The following is a 21,145-nucleotide window of genomic DNA, read 5'->3' as shown; positions in this document are numbered from 1 at the left end:
ACATCGCGGCTCACGGCGGCTCGTGGGGCCACGAGTCGATCTCGTCGTCGTAGTTGCCCGGCGCGATCGGTCCCTCGAGCAGCGGGTCGTCGGTCTCGACCATCCACTCGTGGAGCCGCCGAGAGAGCTCCGTGCGGACGTCCTGATAGCGGGGCTCGAGTGCGACGTTCTCGTCCTCCTGGGGGGTCGCCCGGAGGTCGTACAGCTCCTCGTAGGGGCGAAACGGCGCGCTGTAGGCCTCGCGGACCTCGCGGCCGGCCTCGCTAGCGAAGACGTCCCGGGCGAGGTACACCTTGGGAAGCTGCCAGAAGTTCCGGACGTACTTGTACCGCTCCGTTCGGATCGCCCGCACCGGGTTGTACTCGTCGTGCCAGGTCATCTCGGCGAAGAGCCGCTCGTGGGGCTCGTACTCCCCGTCGGTCACGAGCGGCAGGAAGCTCCGTCCGTTTACCTCGTCGGGAACCTCGAGACCGATCAGCTCGAGGATCGTCGGTAACACGTCGACGTTGCCGAGCAGCTCCTGGTAGCGCTCCCCGCCGTCGATCACGCCCGGATAGGATACCACCAGCGCCGCCTCGAGGCCGGCGTCGTAACAGCTCCCCTTCGCTCGCGGGAAGGCCAGGCCGTGTTCGGTCGTGAAGATCACGAGCGTCTCCTCGACCAGTCCCGCGTCCTCGAGGGCCGTCAGAATCGTCCCGACGCCGTCGTCGATGGCGGCGACCATCCCGCGCATCTCGGCTAAGTCCTGGCGAATGCCCCGTCGGTCGGGCAGGTACGGTAGCGGCCGCACGTCGTCGGGATCGTCGGCGTCGTAGTGGTCGGCGTCGAAGCCGAACCGACCCGTCTTCTCCTCGACGCGGTGGCACTCGAAGAAGCCGACCGACGCGAAGAACGGATCCTCGAACCCTCCCCGCTCGAGGAAGGAGGCGACGACCGAGGAGACGTTGCGGGCCCGGTTTGCCTGGTGGACCGACGGCGAGACGCCGGGGTAGAGGTTTCCCTCCGAGTGGATGTGATCGTAGCCGAGCGTGTCGGTGTCCTGGGAGATGTGCTGGAGGCCGAACAGGTGGGTCTCGTAGCCCGCGTCGCTGAGGTAGTGGGGGACGATCCGTTCGTCGTCGCCGAGCTCCCAGTGGGTGTGGGCCAACCCCATGAGCCCGTTGACGTGCGGGTAGCGCCCGGTCATGAGGCTGCCCCGACTCGGCGTACACTGCGGCGCCGTCACGAAGTGGTTCTCGAACAGCGCGCCATCGGCCGCGAGCCGGTCTACTGCCGGCGTCTCGACGTCGACGCCGTAACAGCCCAGATACCGGCCGAGGTCGTGGCAGTGGATCAGGAGGACGTTCGGTCTGGCTCCCATAGGAGCCGGGCTACCACGACGCCGGGGATAAGTACTCGAGGGCTACAGCCACCGCGACTTCCCGTGGATCCGAACGCCTCGCGGGATCCGTTAAGCCAATCCGTACCGCGGTCGACGGTGACGCGTATGAGACGACAACGGAGGCGAGCGGCGTGAACGCACGGCTGGACCTGCTGGTTCGACTCGGCGACTACGACCGTCCCCAGGACGTCGCCGACCGCGCCGTCCGGGCCGAGGAGCTGGGTTTCGATCGGCTCTCGACGGGCGAGACGACGGGCTGGAACATCGTTCCGGCGCTGACGCTGATTGCCGACCGAACCGACGAGCTGGGCGTCTCGAACGACGTGATCTCGCCGTTCGGGCGATCCCCGGCGATGCTCGCCCAGACCGCGCTGGCGTTACACGACGCCTCGGACGGACGGTACCGGCTCGGGCTCGGCCCGAGCTCGCCCGCGATCACCGAGCGCTGGCACGGCGAGTCCTTCGAGCGACCGCTGCGGCGCACTCGGGAGGCGATCGAGGTCATACGAGCAGTGTACGAGGAGGGCACCCCCGCTTACGAAGGCGAGATCTTCGACATCGCGGGGCTCAACTACGAGCGAGAGGTCCCCGAGAATCCGCCACCGATCGACCTTGCCACCCTCGGACCGAAGGCAACCGAGATGGCCGGGCGGTTCGGCGACGGCTGGGCTCCGCAGCTGTTCACGAAGTCCGGTCTCGAGGACCGCCTCGAGGACCTCCACCGGGGCGCCGAGCTGGCGGACAGGGATCCCGACGAGCTGCGCGTGAGTCCGATCGTCCGCGGGATCGCCGCCGAGGACCGCGAGCGGGCCCGCGAACGCGCCCGCAAGACGATCGCGTTCATGCTCGGCGCGTACGGTCCCTACTACGGCGACTCCGTGGCCGAGCAGGGCTACCCCGACGTCGTCGCTGATATCCGCGAGGCCTGGCAGGATCGGGATACGGAGGCGATGGCCGCGCGGCTCCCCGACGAGGTGCTCGACGAGCTGGCGCCCGCCGGCACGCCCGAGGAGGTCCGCGAGTGGGTCGCCGACTACGCCGAGATCGACGGCGTCGACGCCGTCCGGATCGGGTTCGTCGACGGGATGAACGAGGCGGACAAGGAGACGACGATGGCGGCCGTCTCGGAACTGGTCTGAGGGGCGGCTCTCACCGTCGGCAGCGGGCGCGAACGGAGACGCTCCCGACGCCGTACTGCTGGCAGACGCCTCGAGCCCGGTCCGAGACGAACTCGTACCACGGGTTCTCCCTGAGCGTCACGTCGCCGAAGCCGGCGGTCTCGAGCAGGCCCGCGTAGTCGTCGACTCGAACGGCGCCGCCGATGCCCGCGGCCCACAGCGCCGGATCGGTCCTGATTCGCTCGGGGAGCCGACGCTCGCCGACGAGTTCGGAGACCGCCAGCCGACCCCCCGAGCGGAGGACGCGACTCGCTTCCTCGAGGGCTCGCTCCGGCCTCGGCGAGAGCGTGATCGCGCCGTTCGACAGGACGACGTCGACCGTCCCCTCCTCGAGCGGGAGCGCCTCGGCCGTCGCCCGCGGAAGCGAGACGTTCGCGGCGCCGATTTCCTCGCGACACCGGCGCGCGTTCGCCAGCTGCTCGGGGACGGGATCGACGCCGATCACGCGCCCGCGGTCGCCGACCCGCGCGGCGGCGACGAACGCGTCCGTTCCGGACCCGCTACCGAGGACGAGGACGACGTCGCCGTCGGCGAGGTCGGCCAGATCGAGGTGGTAGCCGACGCCGGTAAAGGAGTCGACGGCCGCAGGCGGGAGCCGACCGATCTCCGCCGGCGGGTAGCCCAGACGGGACGCCAGTCCGCGGCCCGACGGGAACGGCAGGTCGGCACCCTCGTCGGGTGTGTCGGCGACGGTCCGATAGACGGCCGCGACTTCGCGTCGCAGCTCCCGCTCGTCGGTGGCAACGGTCGAACGGCCGCTGTCGCTCCGCGGTCGTCGCCGATCGGCCCGGCCTCGAGCGCGCTGCCACCCGAGAACCGGAGCGCGGTCGACGTCGGTCGTGAAAGACGTTCGGTCGCGCATCCCGGTTCAGATACGTTCGCACGTGTCATGTACGTAACTGGTGGCGATCGATCGTCCGTCGGTATCGTTGCAGCCGGTGACCGGCTGCCGGTCGTTGCGAACGGTGCAGACCCGGTCTCCACTCGGTACGTCGGCCTCGCTTCGTACGGACCGCGAGCGACGCGGGGTCGCTACTCGGCGGGCGTCTCGACCGCGAGCGGACGCGCCTCCCGGCGGTACTCCTCGTAGGTCGAGACGGCCCACTCGCGGATCGTCGGGTCGTCGGTGTCGACGAACGCCCGGACGGTCCCGCTGTCGGGGTGGTAGCCACAGATCCCGACCCGATCGTCGAAGAGGCTGAGTCCGTACTCGGGAAGCTCCTCGTTGATCAACACGGTGAGGTTGCCACTCGCCAGGGTTCGCGCCGACTGCTCGGGGTAGGTCGTTCGGATGTAGCTGACGACCGACGGCGGATCGATGACCTCGGTCGCCATCCCGTCGACGACCCGCCCACAGAGCTCGTCCCGGCAGGGCTCGAGCAGCGCCAGCTCGAAGCCGACGAACCGGAACCGGTCGGTCTCCCGGAGCAGGGAGACGAACCGGTTGACCGGGCGGTACGGGTCGTCGACGGTGGGGACCGTGACGACCGCTTCCGAGAACGATTCGAGCGGAAGCCGTCGGACCTCGTCGGGAAACCAGCCCCAGCTCTCCCGGAGTTTCCGCTCGGTTTCGACGCGATCGAGCAGCTCCTGCATTCCCGACGCGACGAACGCGCCGAGCGGAGTCGTCTCGTAGCGGTGGTCGGTCCGTGCGATCCAGCCGCGATCCTCGAGCGCCCGCAGGGTGCGGCCGATCGTCGACCGCGAGACCCCGGTCAGCTCGTGGAGATCGGCCCGCGTTCGCGGCCGATCCGCCAGCGCGACGAGCGCGGTCGTTCGATGGTGCGATCGCGTGAGATACGCCACGTCGTCGATCGCGTCCGGGTGCACACTCACCCCCGTCTCCATCTCGCGGTCGCCGCGCTCGCTGGGGTTTGGAACCATGTCATTCGTACGCACGCAGTAGTAATAGTAGTAGGGTCGGATCCGTACCGAAATCGATCGGACTACGGCTCGAGGACGAGCTTGCCGAAGAAGCTGTCCTCCATCACGTCGCGCTGGGCCTGGGCGGCCTCCTCGAGGTCGTACGTGCGGTCGATCTCGACCGAGAGGCGATCGCGGGCCATGAGATCGGCGACCCCCCGCAGCGGCACCCGTAGGTCCGGCGTGTTGAACATCGTCATGAACTGGTAGCTGACGTCCGCCGAGCGGGCTGCGCCGACGCTGGTAAAGCTCGGACCGGGATCGTTCTCGCCGATGCCGACGACCCGACAGCCCGTCGCCGCGACCTCGGCGTCGAACTGGAGGTAGTCGTCGAGCCGGTGGTCGAGGATCGCGTCGACGCCGCCGTCGCTCGCCTCGAGGACGGCGTCGGCGAGGTCGTCGCGCGAGTAATCGAGGGCCGTGTCGGCGCCCAGTTCCTCGAGGGTATCGTGGTGCTCCTCGGAGGCGGTCGTCACGACCCGGGCGCTGACGGCGTCGCCGATCTGGACGGCGACGTGGCCGACGCCGCCGGAGCCGCCGTGGACGAGACAGGCCTCGGCCGGCTCGAGATCGGCGTGGTCGATCAGCGCGCGCCAGGCGGTGACGCCGACGACGCCCGCCGCGCCCGCCTCGCGGGCGTCGACGCCGTCCGGCAGGTGGACGACGCGATCGGTCGGCACCGTCGCGTACTCGGCGTAGCCGCCCTGGAACGAGCCGTTGCCGATCCCGGTGCCGTAGACGCGATCGCCCTCCTCGAAGCCGTCCGCGCTCGAGCCCGTCTCGGCGACGACGCCCGCGAAGTCGACGCCCGGCGTGAACGGGGGTCCGAGGGGTTCGTACGACCCCTCGCGGAAGTAGGTGTCGACGGGGTTGACGCCGGCGGCCTCGACCTCGAGCAGGAGCTCGTCGGCCGCTGGTTCGGGTCGGTCGATCTCCTCGACCTGCAGTACGTCCGGTCCGCCGTGTTCCGAGAGTCGAACGGCTCGCATGACGTGCGGGGGCACGGAACGCACCATTATAAGGGTACAGATCGCGGCACGCCGCCGATCGAATCCCCCACGTTGAAAACGCCGACCTCCTTATCGCTACTCGATTCCCGTCTCGGCCCCCGATTCCTGTCCTGTGCCGACGGGGTCGCGACTCGAGGGCGGCCGGGAACCGACACCGCAATGATCGAACTCCAGTGGTTCGTCGCCGCCGTGATCGTCGTTCCGCTCGGAGCCGCCGCACTCTCCGCGCTCGCCGACGGGTGGTTCGACGACGTCGGGTGGTCGATCGCTGCGGTGTCGCTGTCGGTGACGTTTCTCCTGTCGGCGGTTCTCACCGTCGCCCTCCTCACCGGCGAGCCGATCGAGTACCAGTTCGCCCTCGATCGGGTAGGCTACGCCACGGAGTTCCAGGCGGACGGCTTCTCCGGCGCGATCGTGCTGCTCGACTCGATGGTTGCTCTCGGCGCGCTCGCGTACACCCGGACGGCCGGCCCCCGCGGGAACGGGTTCTACGCCGGCTACCTCGCGATCGTCGCCGGCGTGATCGGGATCACCCTCACGGGCGATCTCTTCGCGCTGTACGGCTACCTGCTCCTGCTCGGCCTGGCGACGTTCGTCCTCGTCGGGGCGACGGGGACGGGGTGGGGAAGCTACGTCGCCTTTCGGTACTTCGTCCTGGGCACGCTCGGAGCCGGCATCTACCTCGCAGGGGTCGTCGTCGCGGTCGCCGCGACGGGGACGAGCAACATGGCGCTGCTGGCCGAGCGACTCCCGGAGATCGGCTACGCCGATCCGCTGGTCGTCGCCTCCTTTCTCCTGATGGGCGTCGGACTCGGGATCAGCGTCGGGCTCTTTCCGTTTCACACCTGGCTCGTCGACGCCCACGGCGTCGCGCCCGACGCCCTGAGCGCGCTGATCTCGGGTGTGATCCCCGCCGCTGCCGTCTACGCCTTCTCGCGGATCCTGTTTACCGTCTACACGACCGACTTCCTCGCGGCCAATCCCGTCCTCGTCGACGGCATCCTGGCGATCTCGCTGGCGACGATGTTGATCGGCAACCTGCTGGCCGCGGTCCACCGGGGGATCAAGGACGTCCTCGCGTACTCGACGATCTCCCAGGCCGGGCTCGTCGTCGCCGGCTTCGCGATCGCCAACGAGACGGCGATCTTCGGCTCGATCCTGCAGCTGTTCGGCCACGGGGTCGTCAAGGGCGCGCTCTGTCTCGTCGCGGGGATGTTCGCGCTTCGCTTCGGCGCCCGCTCGCTCGAGGAGTACGCCGGGCTCGCCTCGGAGGCACCGATTCTGGGCGCGACGTTCGCGGTACTTGGCGTCGCGATGATCGGGCTCCCGCCGACGGTCGGCTTCGTCGGCAAGTGGTACATCGCGCTGGGGGCGATCCAGCACGGGATGTGGATCGTCGCGGCGCTGATCGTCGTCAGCACCCTGCTGACCCTCGCCTACGTCGTTCCGTTCATCGATCGGCTCTACTTCCATCCCTTCGAGGGAACCAGACGCCCCGACACGACGACCACCCTCGGAATGGTCGTGGTCGTCGTCGCGGCGACCGCGATCTCGCTCGCGATGGGGGTGAGTTCGGCGTGGCTCGAGGGTCTCCTCCGGGAGGCGACCGAGCGACTCGCCGCGTAGATCCATGACCACGAGACACACACCGAGCCGACGACCGGAGGGCGATCGACCGTGAGCGACGCCGCCGAGATCACCACGTTCCGACCGCTCGCGGCCGTCGTCCTCCCCGCGCTGGTCGTCTTCGCCGTCGCCCTCGCCGATCGCCGACCGAACGTTCGCGAGGCGGTGAGCCTCGTCGGTTCGCTCGCCACCTTCGCCGTCGTCGCGAGCATGCTCCCGGGCGTCCTCGAGGGCCGAACCTACGTCACCTACCTGGGCACGTTCGCGACCGACATCGAGTTCGCGTTCCGGGCCGACCCGCTGGGGATGGTGTTCGGCGCCGTCGCGAGCGGACTGTGGGTCGTCACCGCCGTCTACAGCGCGGGCTACCTCCGCGGGCTCGAGAAGGCCAACCAGACCCGCTTTTTCGCCGCCCTGGCGCTGAGCATCGCCGCGGCGATGGGCGTCGCGTTCGCCGCGAACCTGCTCGTGCTCGTCCTGTTCTACGAGCTGATGACCGTCGGCACGTATCCGCTGGTCGCCCACGACGGCACCGAACGCGCCCGGCGGGTCGGCTACAAGTACCTCGCGTACGTCCTCGGCGGCGGGACGCTGGCGGTCGGGGGGACGCTCCTGACGTTCTACCTGGCCGGCTCCGTCACCTTCGCGCCGGGCGGGATCGACGCCCTCGCGAGCGCGGCGGGCGAGGACCCCTGGCTCGCCCGGATCGCCTTCGGACTCCTGGCTGCGGGCTTCGGCGTCAAGGCCGCCGTGATGCCGCTCCACGGCTGGCTCCCCAGCGCCATGGTGGCGCCCACACCCGTTTCGGGGCTGCTCCACGCCGTCGCCGTCGTCAAGTCCGGCGCGTTCGCGCTCGTCCGGGTCGTCCTCGAGGTCTACGGCCCGGTGACGGCGGAGGCGCTCGGACTCGCGGCCCCGTTGGCCGGCGTGGCGGCCGCGACGATCCTCCTGGGGAGCCTGCTCGCGCTGCGCCAGGACGATCTGAAGCGACGGCTCGCGTACTCGACGATCGCACAGCTGTCGTTCATCGTCCTCGGGGTCGCCCTGCTGAGTCCGTCGGCGGTCGTCGGCGGGGTGGTTCACCTGCCGGTCCACGCCGTTGGGAAGCTCACGCTGTTCTTCTGTGCCGGCGCGCTGGCCGTCGAGTGCGAGACCAAGAAGATCAGCGAGATGGCGGGTATCGGCCGTCGGATGCCCCTGACGATGGCGGCTTTCGCCGTCGGGGCCGCCAGCCTGGCGAGCATCCCGCTGTTCGCCGGCTTCGTCAGCAAGTGGCACCTCCTGTTGGGCAGCGCCGAGGCGGGCAACGGGCTCGTCCTCGCGCTGTTCGTCGTCTCGGGCGGGCTCAACGTCGCGTACTTCTGGCCGATCGTCTACACCGCCTTCTTCGAGACGGGGGAGCGAGTCGATCCGAAACCCGTTCTCGAGGGGCCGCTGGGTGGCGCTCGAGCCGATGGCGGGGATGCCCGAGCCGAATCGCGGACGTCGTCCGCAACTCGGACCGACGGCGTCAACTCGAGATGGGAGCGACGGCCCTGGACCGGTCGGGAGACGACGTGGCTCCTGCTCGGGCCGGTCCTCGCGGCGAGCGCGCTCGTCGTCGCGATCGGGATCGCCGCCGACTGGCTGTTCGTGCTCGAGCTCGCGCGCCTGGTCGCGGAGAACGCGGGGGTGAGCAGCCCGTGATCGGTACCGGCCCCGACTGGCTGCTCGCGGTCCCGCCGCTGCTGGTCGTCCTCTTCGGGACCGTGCTCGTCCCGTTTTCCTCGCGACGGCTCGGCCACGCCCTCGCGGCCGTCACGCTCGGGATCGTCGCGGTCTGGACCCTGCTCGTTCCCGACGGGACGGGGCCGACGACGACGTTCCTGGGGCTCGAGGTCGTGCTCGTCCACGTCGACGACGCCTCGCGGCTCGTCGGGCTGGCGCTCTCGGCGTTCGGCGCGCTGGCGGTCGGCTACACTTACCTCGTCGGCACCGACGACCGCCACCTGCTGATCGCGCTCGCGTACGTCGGAACCTCGCTGTGGACCGTCTTCGTCGGCGACTGGCTGGGGCTCGCCCTCGGCTGGGAGCTGATGGCCGTCGCCAGCACCCTGCTCGTCTGGTACTGCGGCGGCGAGGCGATCCGGGCGGGGTACCGCTACGCACTGGTCCACGCCGTCGGCGGCGGCCTGCTGCTGGTCGGCGTCGCGCTGCACTGGGTCGCCGTCGGCCCCTCGGCGACTGCGCTGCAGTACGACGGAACCGGGATCAGTCCGGGACTGTCCGCGATCGCGGTCGGCCTCGCGGTCGGCGTCAACGCGGCCCTCATCGGCGTCCATATCTGGCTGCCCCGAACCTACGCGGCGCCCCACGTGGGAACGTCGGTAATTCTCTCGGCGTACACGACGAAGGTCGCGGTGTACGCGGCCTACCGGGCGTTCCCCGATGGGAACCTCGCGCTCGCGACCGCCGGCGCCGCGATGACCGTTTACGGCGCGGCCTACGCCCTCGCCCAGAAGGACATGCGCAAGCTGCTCGCCTACCACATCCAGGCCCAGGTCGGCTACATGCTCGCCGGGATCGGGCTGGGTTCGGCCCTGGGTGTCGCGGGCGGCTTCGGCCACCTGTTCAACAACGTCCTCTACAAGGGACTGCTGTTCATGGTCGCGGGGTTCGTCGTCGTCCGCACGGGGAAGAACACGCTCGACGACGTCGGCGCGCTCGGCCGGGCGACGCCCCTGCTCTTCGTAACCTTCCTCGTGGCCGCGCTCTCGATCACCGGCGTCCCCGGCTTCAACGGGTTCGTCACGAAGGGGATGGTCCTCGACGCGGCCGCCGAGGCCGACGCGACCCTCCTCGAGGCTCTCCTGCTCGCTGGGGCCGTCGGCACGTTCGTCTCGTTCATGAAGTTCGGCTACTACGCCTTCCTCGAGGGCGAGCGCGCCTCGATCCGCGACCTCTCGCCGGCCGATCTCGCGGTCTCCGCGCCGATCGCGGTCGCCTGCGTCCTGCTCGGGATCTTCTACCCCGCGCTGTTCGCGATCCTGCCGGCGACCGACGCCTGGAGCACGGACCCCTACTCGACGGCCCACCTCTACAAGGCCGTCGTGCTCGCGGGCGGCAGCCTCGTCGCGTTCGTCGTCGCGAAACCGCTGTTCGGTCGCGTCGCCGGGGGCCGGGACGTCGATACCGTTCGGGATCCGTTCGTCTTCCGGGGGACGCGAGCGCTTACGGGCGCCCTCGAGCGGGCGTTCGCCCGAACCGACGACTGGGCCGTCCGAGCCGGCTGGGGGACGGTGGCCGCGGTCCGGAACCCGGGTGCGACGATCGCTGCCGCGCTGCCCACGTCGCTCGAGGGACGGTACCGGGATCGGCTCGAGCGAACGCCCGGGAAGTCGGGGCTAAAGACGAGCGTCGGCACGACCGTCGCGCTCGCGTTCGCGGCGCTTGCGGTCGCGCTGGTGGTCGCGATAACGTTTTAGAGCTGCACGGGGGATGCCGGACGTCTATCCGTTCTGTCTCGTTTCGAGTAGCACACCAGAACACTTTTTCTAGAGTCTGCCTGATATTGCAGGCATGTGTGCAAACCGAACAACAACGACAGGACCGCTTTTCGAGCGTCCGTCGAGCCCGATCGGCTACGTTGCCATCATCATGGCACTCGTCACCGGAGTCCTCCATCTGATAGCCTCGACGAACGCTATCGAGATGAGTGTGATCCTAGCCGTTCTCTTTATTCTCAACGGACTGGGATTCATCGGAGGAACGATCCTGTACGTCACGCGGTACTGGAAACGGTGGTTGTTCCTCGTTGCCGCACTTTATGCGGTCGTCACGATTCTCGCGTTGTTCCCCGTACAGGGATGGGGCGTAGAAGCGTTCTACATGGACGGCAGTCTCAATCCGATCGCGGTAGTTACGAAAGCCGCCGAAGCCATCCTCGCCGTCTGTGCCCTCTCTCTGTACGCGGCCGCGGGTGAGTGAGAGAAGAGAGAAACGTTCCGTCGCGCAGCGGCCCTTTGGAACGGAGCTCTCGATTCCCGCTCCGGCTACCGAACCGCTCGCGTCGCGTCGTCGATGATCTCGAGGGCCTCCTTTAGCTCTGCCGTACCCGTGGCGTAGGAGAGGCGGGCGTACCCCTCGCCGTTGGCGCCGAAGGCACCGCCGGGGACGACGATCACGTCCCGCTCGAGCACCTCGTCGCACCAGCCCTCGGGCACCTTCGGCATGACGTAGAACGCCCCCGACGGCGTGGGCACCTCGAGACCCGCGTCCTCGAGGCCGTCAACGACGAGATCGCGTCGCTCCTCGAAGGCCGAGACCATCTCCTCGACGGGGTCCTGTGGTCCCGTCAGGGCGGCCTCGGCGGCGTACTGGGCGGGCGCGGAGGCACAGGCCTGGGCGTACTGGTGGACCCGCAGCATCCGTTCAATGCGACGGTTGGAGCCCAGAACCCAGCCGAGCCGCCAGCCCGTCATCGAGTAGGTCTTCGAGCAGGCGCTGACGACGACGACGTTGTCGCTCTCGGCGAACTCGAGGGGCGAGCGGTGTTCGCCCTCGAAGACGATGCGTTCGTACACCTCGTCGGAGAGACAGAGGACGTCGTGTTCGTCCGCGATGCGGGCGAACTCGCGCATGTCGGCCTCGCTCTGGACCGCACCCGTCGGGTTCGCGGGACTGTTGACGACGAACGCCGCGGTCTCGTCGGTGATCGCGTCCTCGACGGTCGCGGGGTCGAGCGTGAGGTCGTCGCGCAGACCGACGGGTTTCGGCGTTCCGCCCGCGATGTGGGTCAGCGCGTCGTAGGAGACGAACCCGGGGTCGGGGAAGATGACCTCCTCGCCTGGGTCGACGTGGGCCTCGAGGGCGAGGTGGAGCGCCTCGCTCCCGCCGGAGGTGGCGATGACGTGGGCGGGATCGATCTCGAGTCCGAACTCCCGGTCGTAGTTCGTGGCGATCGCCTCCCGGAGCGACCGGGTTCCCTTGTTCGACGTGTAGGCGTCGGTTCGCTCGGCCTCGATCGCCTCGATCGCCCCCCGTCGGGCGTGTTCGGGCGTCGGGAAGTCCGGCTGGCCGATCCCGAGGTTGATCGCGTCCTCGCCGGCGGCCTCGAACACTTCTCGGATACCGCTGATCGACACCTGCTCGACCCGGGCTGCAAACTCCGTCATAGCTACACCGGCGTAGCCGATCCCGATAACTCTTGATGTGTCGTCCTCTCGCACGCGCCAGAAGTATCGCAAATACACACTTACAGGAAATATTTGGTCAAAAACGATATACGTACTCGGCCGCATCGTCGGAACGATGACTCCCTCCCGACGATCGGTCCTCGCCGCGGGAGCGGCGGGCGGGCTCGCACTCGGTGCCGGCTGCCTCGACGTCGTCTCCGGCGAGGAGCCCCTCGAGTTCGCCGCCGATCGCGTCGAACCGGCCGAGGCGACGGTCGCCGACACCGGCTACGAGAGCCGGGGGAGCGAGCGCGCGTCGATCGACCGCACCGTCGACGCCGGCCTCGAGCGCGAGGTACGGGCGTCGATCTGGCAGTCCGTCTACTCGAAAACGCGGGAACACCGGGGCGAGGACCGCGAGGTGAGCCTGTTCGCCGCGGTCTCGACCCCGGAGATGGCCGTCGCCGGACGTTCGGTCAACCCGCTCGCGGACGCCTCGAGCGAGGAACTCCTCGCGGAGATCCTCGATCGGGTCGACGGCCCACACGGGGATCTCGACGGCCTCGAGCGCGAGCGATCGTTCGTCCTCGAGATCCTCGGAGCGGGCCGGGAGGTCGACGTCTTCGCGGGCGAGACCGACCTCGACGGCGAACGGGTCGGCGTCGACGTGCTGATCGCCTCGTTCGACCACGAGGGCGACTTTCTGGTGACCGTCGGAACGCACCCGACGCTGCTGGCCGAGGAGTCGGCGAACCTCGAACTCCTCATGGAGTCGCTCGAGCACCCGCTCGAGGGGTAGCGGCCACCGCTCGCGCTCGGGGGTGGAACCTATTTGTTCTGGCCGGTGGTGGGACCCCACGCCATGTACGAGACGATCCTCGTCGCGACGGACGGCAGCGATCCGGCGAGCCGCACAGTCGACTACGCGGTCGATCTCGCGTCGACGTTCGACGCCGACCTCCACGGAATCTCAGTCGTCGACACGTACCGGTACGGCGACTCGATGCTCTCGGGCGATCGGACGGTCGTCGACGACCTGCGGGACCGCGCTCGGAGCGTGCTCGAGGACCTCGAGGGCCGCGCCGGCCGCGAGGTGACGACGGAGCTCCGACGAGGGCGACCCCACGAGGAGATCGGCGACTACGCCGCGGCGATCGACGCGGATCTGGTCGTGCTCGGCAACCGCGGGCTGGGCGCCGGCGGCGAGATCGGGAGCAGCGCCGAACGGCTCGTCAGGAGCGTCGATCGACCGGTGCTGACGGCCTGATCGCGGACCGAACCGTTAGGCGTCCGGCGGTCCAACCGTCGGTACGATGACCGAAGACGACGATCCCGACGCGTCGATTCGATCGATCCTCGTCCCGACCGACGGGAGCGACGCCGCCGACGCCGCCCTCGAGCGAGCGCTCCAGTTCGCCGAGCTCGAGGGGGCGACCGTCCACGTCCTCTCGGTGGTCGACACGACGGCGAACCCGATGCGCTTCGGCGTCGCGGAGGTCGCCGACCTCGACCGGGCGCGGACGGAGCTCGTCGACGGTGTCGTCGACGCCTGCGGTGACCGCACGCCCAGGCTCGAAGTTCGGGGCGCGGTTCGCCGCGGCCGTCCGGCGGAGACGATCCTCGAGTACGTAGAGGAGCAGGCGATCGATCTGCTCGTCGTCGGTCGGACGGGTCGGGGCGGCGTCGCCGAGGCGCTCCTGGGAAGCACCGCCGATCGGCTGGTACGACAGGCGGCGATTCCGGTCGTGGTCGTTCCGGACGTCGGCGAGACCGACGACCGATCCCGCGGCGCCGAGTAGCTTTATTTCGCTTCGCGGTGTACGGCCGTCGACTCGCTCCCTGGAGCTCGCGGCTCGAGACGATCCAGGACTCCCAACCCATGAACTACAAGGAATTCGTCGGCCAGGTCCAGCACAGACTCGAGTACGCACAGTTCGGTCAGGCGGTCCGGGCGACCCGGGCGGTGTTGACGACGCTCGGCGAGCGGCTCCCGGAGGGGGAGGCGACCGACCTCGCCAGCCCGCTCCCGATGGAGATCGACCGCTACCTGAGCGAGGCCACGCACGGCCAGCGCTTCGACTACCACGAGTTCCTCGATCGGGTCGCCGAGCGCGAGGGCGTCGATCGATCGGACGCCAACTACCACGCCCAGCAGCTGCTCGCGATCGTCGCCGAGGACGTCCCGCCCGGAAACATCGAGAAGGCCCGCAACGGGCTCCCCGAGGATTTCGACCCGCTGTTCGAGCTGATCGAGGCGGCCGAGGAGTGACCAGCGAGAGGCACGCCGCGAGCGAGGCGACCGACCGACTGCCGGGGCCGATCGCCCGCGTCCGCCGTTCGAAGCGGGATGCCCGCAACTGGTACGACGCGTTCAGCCGATGGTACGGCGCCGTCGCCGATCCGTTCGAGGCTCCGGCGCGGACGAGCGGCCTCGAACTGCTCGCCCCGGAGCCGGGCGAGCGCGTCCTCGACGTCGGCTGCGGGACTGGCACCGCCTTGGTCGCCATCGCGAGGGACGTCGGCCCGACGGGGACCGCCGTCGGGACCGATCTCGCCGACGGAATGTGTCGCGCGTCCCGACGGGCGCTGGCCGGAGCCGGCCTCGAGCGAGGCGTCGTGATCGCGGGCGACGGCGCGAGCCTGCCGTTCGCCGACGACGCCTTCGACGCCGTCTTCGCGAGCTTCGTCCTCGAGCTCTTCGACACGCCCGAGATCCCGGCCGTCCTCGCCGAGTGGCGACGCGTCCTCGCTCCGGACGGGCGGCTCTGTATCGTCTCGCTCTCCCGGAGCGGGTTCGGTCCGACGACGTGGTTCTACGAGCGAGTCCACGACCTGTTGCCGACCGCCGTCGACTGTCGGCCGATCTACGCCACCGAGACACTGCGCGAGGCCGGCTTTCGGGTTCTCGAGACGCGCCACGAGACCGTCTGGCGGCTGCCCGCCGAGATCGTTCTCTGTCGGCCGCGATAGGGTGATCTAGACGGGCGCCCCGCGAACCAGCGTGACCGTCCGCGGCGAGCGGCGGGCGACCCGTTCGGCGACCGAACCCGTGAACAGCCGGGCCGCGAGCGATCGGCCGTGACTCCCCATGACGAGCTGGTCGTAGCCGCCCGACTCGACGCGCTCGACGATCGCTGTCGCGGGCGCTCCGGTCGCGGTTTCGGTCTCGAGCGTCGTCCCGCGTTCGTCGGCCAGCCTCGTCGCCGACTCGAGGATCTCCTCGGCTCGACGCTCGCGGTCCTCGAGGATCGCCTCCAGATACGTCCCCTCGACCTGCGATCGTGGGCGATCGAACGGGAGGTCCAGGGCGTGGAAGGCGGTGTGGGAGGCGTCGGGAAACGTCTCGAGGGCGTAGGCAAGCGCGGCCTCGGCCTGCTCGGAGCCGTCGAGGGGGACCAGGATCTCGCCGGGGAGGTCCCGATCCCGGATCGCCGCGGTCGTCTCGGGAACGACCGTCGTCGAAACGGACGATCGGCGGACGACGGCCTCGCTCACATGGCCGAGGAAGGGACGGGTGATCGGCGACTGTCCGTGGCTGCCGAGGACGACGTGATCCACGCCCTCCTCGTCGGCGACCGCGAGGATCTCGGTGTGGGGTGTGCCCGTTCGGAGTTCGGTTCGAAGTTCGCGACTGCGTTCGTCGGCGCGTTCGGTCGCGCGCTCGAGGACCCGCTGTCCCCGTTCTTTCGCGCGCTCGGCGGTCGACTCGGACGATCCCACGGTCGCGGTGTGATCGCGTGCGGGGTCGGCGACGAACAGGGCGATCGGTGACGCGTCGGGAAACGACGCGAGGCAGTACTCCAGGCCGGCGAACCCCCGATCGGATCCGTCGACGGGGACGAGGACGTGGCGTGGCATGGTCGTATCGGAGGCGGGCGTCGGCCCGCTCGGTCCCGTCTCCCACGCCGACGGAAATAAAACGACGGTCGGCAGTCCCTCGAGGGAGACGATGGTTCTCGCGACAGTCCAGCGACCGAATTTGCATGTATTGTACAAGATATGGAGCAGGGTGTTCTCGGATGGCTGCCGAGAGGTCCGCGAAACGAGAGATTGACGCGAATGGGCTCGATCTGGAAGCTCTACACTGCCGCCGGCGATATGGAGAGTGCATAGTATTGTGCTTACTATACAAAGACTTATGGCGGCCTGGTTCCAATTCGAGAGTACAATGGGAGAAACCGCAACGAAAACCGGATTGGAACGGTCGCAGGGACTCGGCGAGTACGTAAACACGCTCCTCGGTGCCTTCCTGGGCATCGCGGTGATCGGCTGGGGAGCCAGCGTCTTCCTCACCGCAGTGCACTTCTGGGCGCTCCCGCTTCCCGCGGGGATCGAGCCCGAGGGGAGTCTGGCCGTGATCACGAGCGCGTGGGCCTACATCGGGCCGATTCCGCTGGCGCTGCTCGGCGCCGGCTACTACGCCACGATGATCGTCCTCGGGGGGCTCTGGCTCGAGACGAAATCGCCGCTGCTCGAGCGAGGGATCTTCCTGATCACCGGTGGCGGACTCGCCGCCTCGGCGTACTTCGTCTACCTCCAGCTGGGGGTCATCGGCGCGATCTGTCCGTTCTGTATGATCTCCGCGGCCGCGACCACGAGCCTGTTCGCGATCGAACTGCTCGTGAAATCCATCGGCGGGGCGAGCGTCGCCCCCTCGGTCTCGAGCACCCGGGTCTGGCCGCCGCTGGTCGCCGGCACGATCGGGATCACCGTCGCGGCGATGTACGGAATCACGCTGGCGCCGATCCCGGGCGTCTAATCCGGCAACTCATCGTCGGCCCAGCGGCGGAACTATGAGGCCGGCGACCCCTGATCCGGTATGGACCTCGGCCTCACCGTCGGCGACTCACTCGAGCGCGCCGACCGAACGATCGACGGCTTCGACCTGCTCGAGCTGTCGATCGGCGAAGGGACGGATCCGAACGGAATCGACACCGACCGCCTCGAACGGCTCCTCGAGCGGGAAGGCGCCGACCTCTGTGTCCACCTGCCGTTCAAGCAGGTCGTCGTGACGCCCGTCGATGGGATCAACGACGCGATCCTCGCCTACCAGCGGGAGCTGCTCGAGTGGGCCGGCTCGGTGGGCGCCGAGAAGGCGGTCCTCCACGGGACGACCCGGAACCCACACGATACGGACCTCCGGCCGGTGTTCGCCGAGCAGCTGGCCGCCATCGCCGACGCCGGCGCCGACGCCGGGGTCGAACTCGTCGTCGAGAACGTCGGCCACCAGAAGCGCGGACTGCCGCTGTCGGTGCTGGGCGATCTGGCCCGTGAGACCGACACGTCGGTCTGTTTCGACGTCGGCCACGCCTACATGGAGGACGGCGACGACGGCGTCGAGCGCTTTCTCTCGGGGTACGGCGACCTCGTCAGCCACTTGCACGTCCACGACGCCCGGAGCCGAGGCGACACCCACCTCCCGCTGGGTGCCGGCGAGATCGACTACGGGATCGTCGCCGATCGGCTCGGCGGATTCGGCGGCACTGTCGCGATCGAGGTCTTCACCGACGACGTCCCGCTGTTGCGCGACACCGCCGAGCGGGTTCGGGGACACCTCGAGGACTGATCGAGTCGCGCTCGAGCCGACAACGGGAACTGAGCGGTAGTTTGAACAGTTCAGGGGGCGAACAGTCGGTGATGGATTCACGGAGCGACTCGGGTGCCCGCCTCCTGCTCGTCGCCAGTCTGATCGCGGTCGGTTTCGTCTACGGCGTGTTGGTCCCTCGAGACGTCCTCGCGGGCGACGGCTCTCGAGCAGTGTTGTACGTGGTCGGCGGCTGGGTGCCGTTCACGCTGGTGTTCTACGCGCTGGGACGGGGCTTTTCCTCGCCCGAAGCGCTGCCGAGCATGCGAAGCGCCGACGCCGGGCTCGGGCTCGTGCTCGTCTTACTGCTCCTGAGCCTCGGGCTCGAGGCCTGGGGGGTGCCCCCCGAGGAACTCCCGGAGGCGTACGTCCTCCAGGCGATCGGAATCTTCCTCGGCCTCGCGCTGTTCGGCTGGGGGATCGGCCGGCGTTCGCGGGCGATCGCCGACCGAACGGACTGAATTCCTCGAGCGCCGACTACGGTTTGCCGTCGCCGACGACGAGGACGTCGAGATCCCCCTCCCTGGTGACGCCGTCGGTGACGCTGCCGAGCATCATCCGGCTGACCCCGCCCCGACCTCGAGAGCCCATAACGGCGACCGCCGCGCCGACCTCGTCGGCGTAGGCGAGCAGCTCCCGGACCGGAACGCCCTGGCGGATCTCGGTCTCGACCTCGAGACCGCGCTCCCGGGCTCGCTTCTCGAGGCGGCCGACGAACGTCTCGGCGCGCTCGGCGAACGCCTCGGCGGCGCTGGCGCCGTCGCCGGGGAGTCGAACGGAGCCCAGCGGTCCCTCCTCGACGACGCAGACGACGAACACCGCCGCGTCGGTCGTCTCGGCGAGGTCGAACGCCCGCTCGGCGGCCGCCTCGGCGTACTCGCTGCCGTCGGTCGGCACGAGGATTCGGTCGTACATGCGCTCCCGTTCTCGCGCGGAGGGGATAAGTTCGGGTGGCGGCTGGCGGCGAAGGGCGGACTCGAGTCGGTTGCGCCCGTTCGCCGCTACTTTCTCTCTCCGGCCGACACCTACCGCCGCGCCCGCACGTACTGGACGAACGCGACGGCCGCGGCGAGCAGCGACGGGATCTCGTAGGGCTGGCCGTGAAGCGTCAGCACGGCCGCGGCGACGAACAGCGCGCCGGCGACGACGGCGTACCCGACTGCAGGATCGCCCCCGCTGGGCGGATCGACGGGATCGGTTCTGACGACGAGTTCGCCTCGCTCGAGCTGGCCGAAGACGCTATCGAACCGGGCGGGAGCCCGGGCGAGGACCGGCGCCGACTCGCGCAGGTCGGCCCGGGTCTCCGCGAGCAGCGCCTCGATCTCGCTCTCGATGAAGCCGTGGTCGACCAGAAACGACCGCGTCGCCGCGAGGAAGTCGAACTCGGGGTCGAGGCTCCGACAGACCCCCTCACCGACCGTGCCGACCCTGACGAGCAACATCACGTTCGGCGGGATCCGGAACGGGAAATCGTGGAGCATCGACAGCAGCTCCGTGATGATCGCCCGCCAGGTGATCTCCGAGCGACCCTCGAGGTTCTCGATCACCAGCTCGAGGACCCGCCTGACGGCGACACGGTCGACGGTCGGTTCGAGCACCTCGAGCGCGATGAGCGCGTTCAACAGGCCGTCGACGTCCCGACGAACGAGCGTGCGATACAGACTTGCGATGTCTTCCTGTTCCTGGGATGTGAGCCGCTGGCTCATCCCGTAGTCGTAGATGACGAGCCGTCCGTCGTCGGTTACCGCGAGGTTTCCCGGATGCGGGTCGGCGTGGAACACGCCGTCGACCAGCCCCATCTTCAGGTAGGTTCGGGCGATCAGGGTCGCCATCTCGGTCGGGTCGGTTCCGGCCGCGGCAAGGGCGCCCTCGTCGGTGATCTTCCGGCCCTCGACGTACTCCATGGCGATCACGCGGTCGGAGCAGAGCTCCTCGTACGTTTCCGGGACGACGACCCGGTCGTCGTCGGCGAAGTTTTCGCCGATGTCGTCCATGATCGAGGCCTCCCGGGCAAAGTCGAGCTCCTCGAGGATGATCGCCTCGAAGTCGTCGGCGACGTTTTCGAGCGAGTAGCGCTGGCGCTCGTCGGCGAACGCGGAAAGCAGCGGGACCAGCCCCCGGATAACTCGGAGGTCACGCTCGATCATCTCGACCAGCCCCGGACGGCGAACCTTCAGCGCGATCCGCTCGCCCTCGTACTCGGCGGTGTAGACGAACGCGAGTGAACCGCCCGCGACGGTCTCGATGGTCTCGAGATCGAGTTCGTCGCCGAGTTCGTCCGCGAGGACGGTCAGCGGATCCCCGCCCGTGTTTTCGGGGACTTCGTCCTGCAGGCTCGCGAAGACCTCGACGTACGTCGGAGGAACGACGTCCGGGCGCGTCGACAGCACCTGACCGACCTTGATAAACGCGGGTCCGAGCGCGAGCATCGTCTCGGTGAGCCGTTCGGCCCGCTCGCGGTGGATCGCTGTCGACACCCGCCGGGGCGGGCCGAACAGGAGGAATCGCCGCCGATCCCGGAGGAGGGCGAGTGCGACGGGGAGAAACCGAAGCAGAACCTGGACGTACCGCAGGTAGTAGCCGATCATCGCTCGAGGGCGCCGTGGGCGATCGTCTCGCTGTCCATAGTGGGCGTTCGACTCCCGGTCACAAATACGTCAGCACCCTGGCAATCCAGGCGGCAGCTGTACGGACGGATTCCTTTCGTTCTCTCCCAGCTCCTTGGAACTCGGGGTTGGGCATATGATGCTCGCTCGCGTTTGCTCGAGTATGTACGATCGACTCCTGCTGCCGACGGACATGAGTGCCGGAATCGACGACGCGATCGATCACGCGATCGACGCGGCCGAGCGGTACGACGCCGAACTGCACGTCCTGTACGTCGTCGACACCGACGCCTACAGCTCGTATCCCGGCGACGAGTACGTCCACGAGTTCGAGGGCCTCGAGAGCGCCTTAGAGCAGGCCGGCACCGACGCCGTCGAGGCGATCGCCGAGGAAGCCGAGGCCGCCGGCGTCGAGACGACCCAGGCGGTCCGCCACGGCGTTCCCCACGAGGAGATCCTCAGGTACGGCGACGAAGCCGATATCGGACTCACGGTGGTCGGTTCGAAGAACCGCTCGGGCGAGTATCGACAGCTACTGGGGAGTGTCGCGGAGCGAGTCGTGAACATGTCCGATCGTCCGGTGACGGTCGTCAAGTCCCCGGTCGACGAGTAGCGGGCTGCGTCCCTCTCAGTCGCTGATCGCGCGGCTTCGGTATTCGGACTATCGCGAACGACTCGCGTTAG

Annotated in this window: 22 protein-coding genes; 14 read left to right on the top strand and 8 right to left on the bottom strand. The window is 68.9% G+C overall.

Translation table 11 applies throughout. The annotated features are described in order from the left end of the window. Window positions 1–10 precede the first annotated feature (10 nt). On the bottom strand, window positions 11–1,360 hold the full coding sequence (locus QA609_RS04665; RefSeq protein ID WP_278301420.1) for a sulfatase: 1,350 nt from the start codon (window positions 1,358–1,360) through the stop codon (window positions 11–13). Between the two features lie 152 nt (window positions 1,361–1,512). Between QA609_RS04665 and QA609_RS04660 the strand changes: the two genes are divergently transcribed. Further along, a complete protein-coding gene (locus tag QA609_RS04660) occupies window positions 1,513–2,520 on the top strand; it encodes a TIGR04024 family LLM class F420-dependent oxidoreductase (protein ID WP_278301419.1) in 1,008 nt (335 codons plus the stop codon). A 10-nt stretch (window positions 2,521–2,530) separates the two neighbouring features. On the opposite strand, the gene QA609_RS04655 is transcribed toward QA609_RS04660, so the two are convergent. The 3 genes from QA609_RS04655 to QA609_RS04645 form a co-directional block, all read right to left on the bottom strand. After that, window positions 2,531–3,421, bottom strand: a complete 891-nt coding sequence (locus tag QA609_RS04655) for a methyltransferase domain-containing protein (RefSeq protein ID WP_278301418.1) — start codon at window positions 3,419–3,421, stop codon at window positions 2,531–2,533. A 170-nt stretch (window positions 3,422–3,591) separates the two neighbouring features. Continuing rightward, window positions 3,592–4,443, bottom strand: a complete 852-nt coding sequence (locus tag QA609_RS04650; protein WP_278301417.1) for a MarR family transcriptional regulator — start codon at window positions 4,441–4,443, stop codon at window positions 3,592–3,594. Window positions 4,444–4,505: 62 nt separating this feature from the next. Next, on the bottom strand, window positions 4,506–5,471 hold the full coding sequence (locus tag QA609_RS04645; protein ID WP_278301416.1) for an NADPH:quinone reductase: 966 nt from the start codon (window positions 5,469–5,471) through the stop codon (window positions 4,506–4,508). 180 nt (window positions 5,472–5,651) lie between these two features. Here QA609_RS04645 and QA609_RS04640 point away from each other — a divergent pair, with 180 nt between their 5' ends. The 4 genes from QA609_RS04640 (at window position 5,652) to QA609_RS04625 (ending at window position 11,084) form a co-directional block, all read left to right on the top strand. Continuing rightward, window positions 5,652–7,118, top strand: a complete 1,467-nt coding sequence (locus QA609_RS04640; protein WP_278301415.1) for a proton-conducting transporter membrane subunit — start codon at window positions 5,652–5,654, stop codon at window positions 7,116–7,118. A gap of 51 nt (window positions 7,119–7,169) precedes the next feature. After that, a complete protein-coding gene (locus QA609_RS04635) occupies window positions 7,170–8,804 on the top strand; it encodes a proton-conducting transporter membrane subunit (protein WP_278301414.1) in 1,635 nt (544 codons plus the stop codon). Then, window positions 8,801–10,582 (top strand): Na(+)/H(+) antiporter subunit D, encoded by a 1,782-nt coding sequence (locus QA609_RS04630; RefSeq protein ID WP_278301413.1) that lies wholly within the window; start codon window positions 8,801–8,803, stop codon window positions 10,580–10,582. The genes QA609_RS04635 and QA609_RS04630 overlap by 4 nt, the downstream gene beginning before the upstream one ends. A gap of 94 nt (window positions 10,583–10,676) precedes the next feature. Continuing rightward, window positions 10,677–11,084: a hypothetical protein gene (locus tag QA609_RS04625; protein ID WP_278301412.1), complete on the top strand. Its 408-nt coding sequence runs from the start codon at window positions 10,677–10,679 to the stop codon at window positions 11,082–11,084. A gap of 65 nt (window positions 11,085–11,149) precedes the next feature. Here the strand turns inward: QA609_RS04625 and QA609_RS04620 are convergent, their stop codons facing one another. After that, window positions 11,150–12,271 (bottom strand): aminotransferase class I/II-fold pyridoxal phosphate-dependent enzyme, encoded by a 1,122-nt coding sequence (locus tag QA609_RS04620; protein ID WP_278301411.1) that lies wholly within the window; start codon window positions 12,269–12,271, stop codon window positions 11,150–11,152. Between the two features lie 136 nt (window positions 12,272–12,407). Here QA609_RS04620 and QA609_RS04615 point away from each other — a divergent pair, with 136 nt between their 5' ends. The 5 genes from QA609_RS04615 (at window position 12,408) to QA609_RS04595 (ending at window position 15,241) form a co-directional block, all read left to right on the top strand. Beyond that, window positions 12,408–13,070: a DUF6517 family protein gene (locus QA609_RS04615; protein ID WP_278301410.1), complete on the top strand. Its 663-nt coding sequence runs from the start codon at window positions 12,408–12,410 to the stop codon at window positions 13,068–13,070. Between the two features lie 63 nt (window positions 13,071–13,133). Next, entirely contained in the window at window positions 13,134–13,538 is a 405-nt protein-coding gene (locus tag QA609_RS04610) for a universal stress protein (RefSeq protein ID WP_278301409.1), read from the top strand. A gap of 46 nt (window positions 13,539–13,584) precedes the next feature. Next, window positions 13,585–14,070 (top strand): universal stress protein, encoded by a 486-nt coding sequence (locus tag QA609_RS04605; protein ID WP_278301408.1) that lies wholly within the window; start codon window positions 13,585–13,587, stop codon window positions 14,068–14,070. 80 nt (window positions 14,071–14,150) lie between these two features. Then, window positions 14,151–14,540, top strand: a complete 390-nt coding sequence (locus QA609_RS04600; protein ID WP_278301407.1) for a DUF2267 domain-containing protein — start codon at window positions 14,151–14,153, stop codon at window positions 14,538–14,540. Then, the gene (locus tag QA609_RS04595) at window positions 14,537–15,241 is read left to right on the top strand and encodes a methyltransferase domain-containing protein (protein ID WP_278301406.1); all 705 of its coding nucleotides are present in this window, start codon (window positions 14,537–14,539) and stop codon (window positions 15,239–15,241) included. The genes QA609_RS04600 and QA609_RS04595 overlap by 4 nt, the downstream gene beginning before the upstream one ends. Before the next feature lie 6 nt (window positions 15,242–15,247). Here the strand turns inward: QA609_RS04595 and QA609_RS04590 are convergent, their stop codons facing one another. Continuing rightward, window positions 15,248–16,129, bottom strand: a complete 882-nt coding sequence (locus QA609_RS04590; protein WP_278301405.1) for a universal stress protein — start codon at window positions 16,127–16,129, stop codon at window positions 15,248–15,250. A gap of 310 nt (window positions 16,130–16,439) precedes the next feature. Between QA609_RS04590 and QA609_RS04585 the strand changes: the two genes are divergently transcribed. The 3 genes from QA609_RS04585 to QA609_RS04575 all read left to right on the top strand — a co-directional run bounded on the left by QA609_RS04585 (window position 16,440) and on the right by QA609_RS04575 (window position 18,316). Further along, window positions 16,440–17,030, top strand: a complete 591-nt coding sequence (locus tag QA609_RS04585) for a vitamin K epoxide reductase family protein (RefSeq protein ID WP_278301404.1) — start codon at window positions 16,440–16,442, stop codon at window positions 17,028–17,030. A gap of 60 nt (window positions 17,031–17,090) precedes the next feature. Next, on the top strand, window positions 17,091–17,837 hold the full coding sequence (locus QA609_RS04580) for a sugar phosphate isomerase/epimerase (RefSeq protein ID WP_278301403.1): 747 nt from the start codon (window positions 17,091–17,093) through the stop codon (window positions 17,835–17,837). 71 nt (window positions 17,838–17,908) lie between these two features. Then, window positions 17,909–18,316, top strand: a complete 408-nt coding sequence (locus tag QA609_RS04575; protein WP_278301402.1) for a hypothetical protein — start codon at window positions 17,909–17,911, stop codon at window positions 18,314–18,316. Between the two features lie 16 nt (window positions 18,317–18,332). Here QA609_RS04575 and QA609_RS04570 read toward each other — a convergent pair whose 3' ends face one another. Both QA609_RS04570 and QA609_RS04565 read right to left on the bottom strand, forming a co-directional pair. After that, window positions 18,333–18,770 (bottom strand): universal stress protein, encoded by a 438-nt coding sequence (locus tag QA609_RS04570; RefSeq protein WP_278301401.1) that lies wholly within the window; start codon window positions 18,768–18,770, stop codon window positions 18,333–18,335. A gap of 110 nt (window positions 18,771–18,880) precedes the next feature. Further along, window positions 18,881–20,443, bottom strand: a complete 1,563-nt coding sequence (locus QA609_RS04565) for an AarF/UbiB family protein (RefSeq protein ID WP_278301400.1) — start codon at window positions 20,441–20,443, stop codon at window positions 18,881–18,883. A gap of 181 nt (window positions 20,444–20,624) precedes the next feature. On the opposite strand from QA609_RS04565, the gene QA609_RS04560 reads away from it, so the two are divergent. Next, a complete protein-coding gene (locus tag QA609_RS04560) occupies window positions 20,625–21,074 on the top strand; it encodes a universal stress protein (protein WP_278301399.1) in 450 nt (149 codons plus the stop codon). The last annotated feature ends 71 nt before the right edge of the window (window positions 21,075–21,145 follow it).

The organism is Natronococcus sp. A-GB7 (genome assembly GCF_029688865.1).
GTDB lineage: Archaea > Halobacteriota > Halobacteria > Halobacteriales > Natrialbaceae > Natronococcus.
This window is presented reverse-complemented; position numbering and strand designations above follow the sequence as displayed.

Coding starts and splice junctions, on each gene's coding strand:
- QA609_RS04665 (WP_278301420.1), bottom strand. CDS start 1,360: ATGGGAGCCAGACCGAACGTCCTCCTGATCCACTGCCACGACCTCGGC.
- QA609_RS04655 (WP_278301418.1), bottom strand. CDS start 3,421: ATGCGCGACCGAACGTCTTTCACGACCGACGTCGACCGCGCTCCGGTT.
- QA609_RS04650 (WP_278301417.1), bottom strand. CDS start 4,443: ATGGTTCCAAACCCCAGCGAGCGCGGCGACCGCGAGATGGAGACGGGG.
- QA609_RS04645 (WP_278301416.1), bottom strand. CDS start 5,471: ATGCGAGCCGTTCGACTCTCGGAACACGGCGGACCGGACGTACTGCAG.
- QA609_RS04640 (WP_278301415.1), top strand. CDS start 5,652: ATGATCGAACTCCAGTGGTTCGTCGCCGCCGTGATCGTCGTTCCGCTC.
- QA609_RS04625 (WP_278301412.1), top strand. CDS start 10,677: ATGTGTGCAAACCGAACAACAACGACAGGACCGCTTTTCGAGCGTCCG.
- QA609_RS04620 (WP_278301411.1), bottom strand. CDS start 12,271: ATGACGGAGTTTGCAGCCCGGGTCGAGCAGGTGTCGATCAGCGGTATC.
- QA609_RS04615 (WP_278301410.1), top strand. CDS start 12,408: ATGACTCCCTCCCGACGATCGGTCCTCGCCGCGGGAGCGGCGGGCGGG.
- QA609_RS04610 (WP_278301409.1), top strand. CDS start 13,134: ATGTACGAGACGATCCTCGTCGCGACGGACGGCAGCGATCCGGCGAGC.
- QA609_RS04605 (WP_278301408.1), top strand. CDS start 13,585: ATGACCGAAGACGACGATCCCGACGCGTCGATTCGATCGATCCTCGTC.
- QA609_RS04600 (WP_278301407.1), top strand. CDS start 14,151: ATGAACTACAAGGAATTCGTCGGCCAGGTCCAGCACAGACTCGAGTAC.
- QA609_RS04590 (WP_278301405.1), bottom strand. CDS start 16,129: ATGCCACGCCACGTCCTCGTCCCCGTCGACGGATCCGATCGGGGGTTC.
- QA609_RS04585 (WP_278301404.1), top strand. CDS start 16,440: ATGGGAGAAACCGCAACGAAAACCGGATTGGAACGGTCGCAGGGACTC.
- QA609_RS04580 (WP_278301403.1), top strand. CDS start 17,091: ATGGACCTCGGCCTCACCGTCGGCGACTCACTCGAGCGCGCCGACCGA.
- QA609_RS04575 (WP_278301402.1), top strand. CDS start 17,909: ATGGATTCACGGAGCGACTCGGGTGCCCGCCTCCTGCTCGTCGCCAGT.
- QA609_RS04570 (WP_278301401.1), bottom strand. CDS start 18,770: ATGTACGACCGAATCCTCGTGCCGACCGACGGCAGCGAGTACGCCGAG.
- QA609_RS04565 (WP_278301400.1), bottom strand. CDS start 20,443: ATGATCGGCTACTACCTGCGGTACGTCCAGGTTCTGCTTCGGTTTCTC.
- QA609_RS04560 (WP_278301399.1), top strand. CDS start 20,625: ATGTACGATCGACTCCTGCTGCCGACGGACATGAGTGCCGGAATCGAC.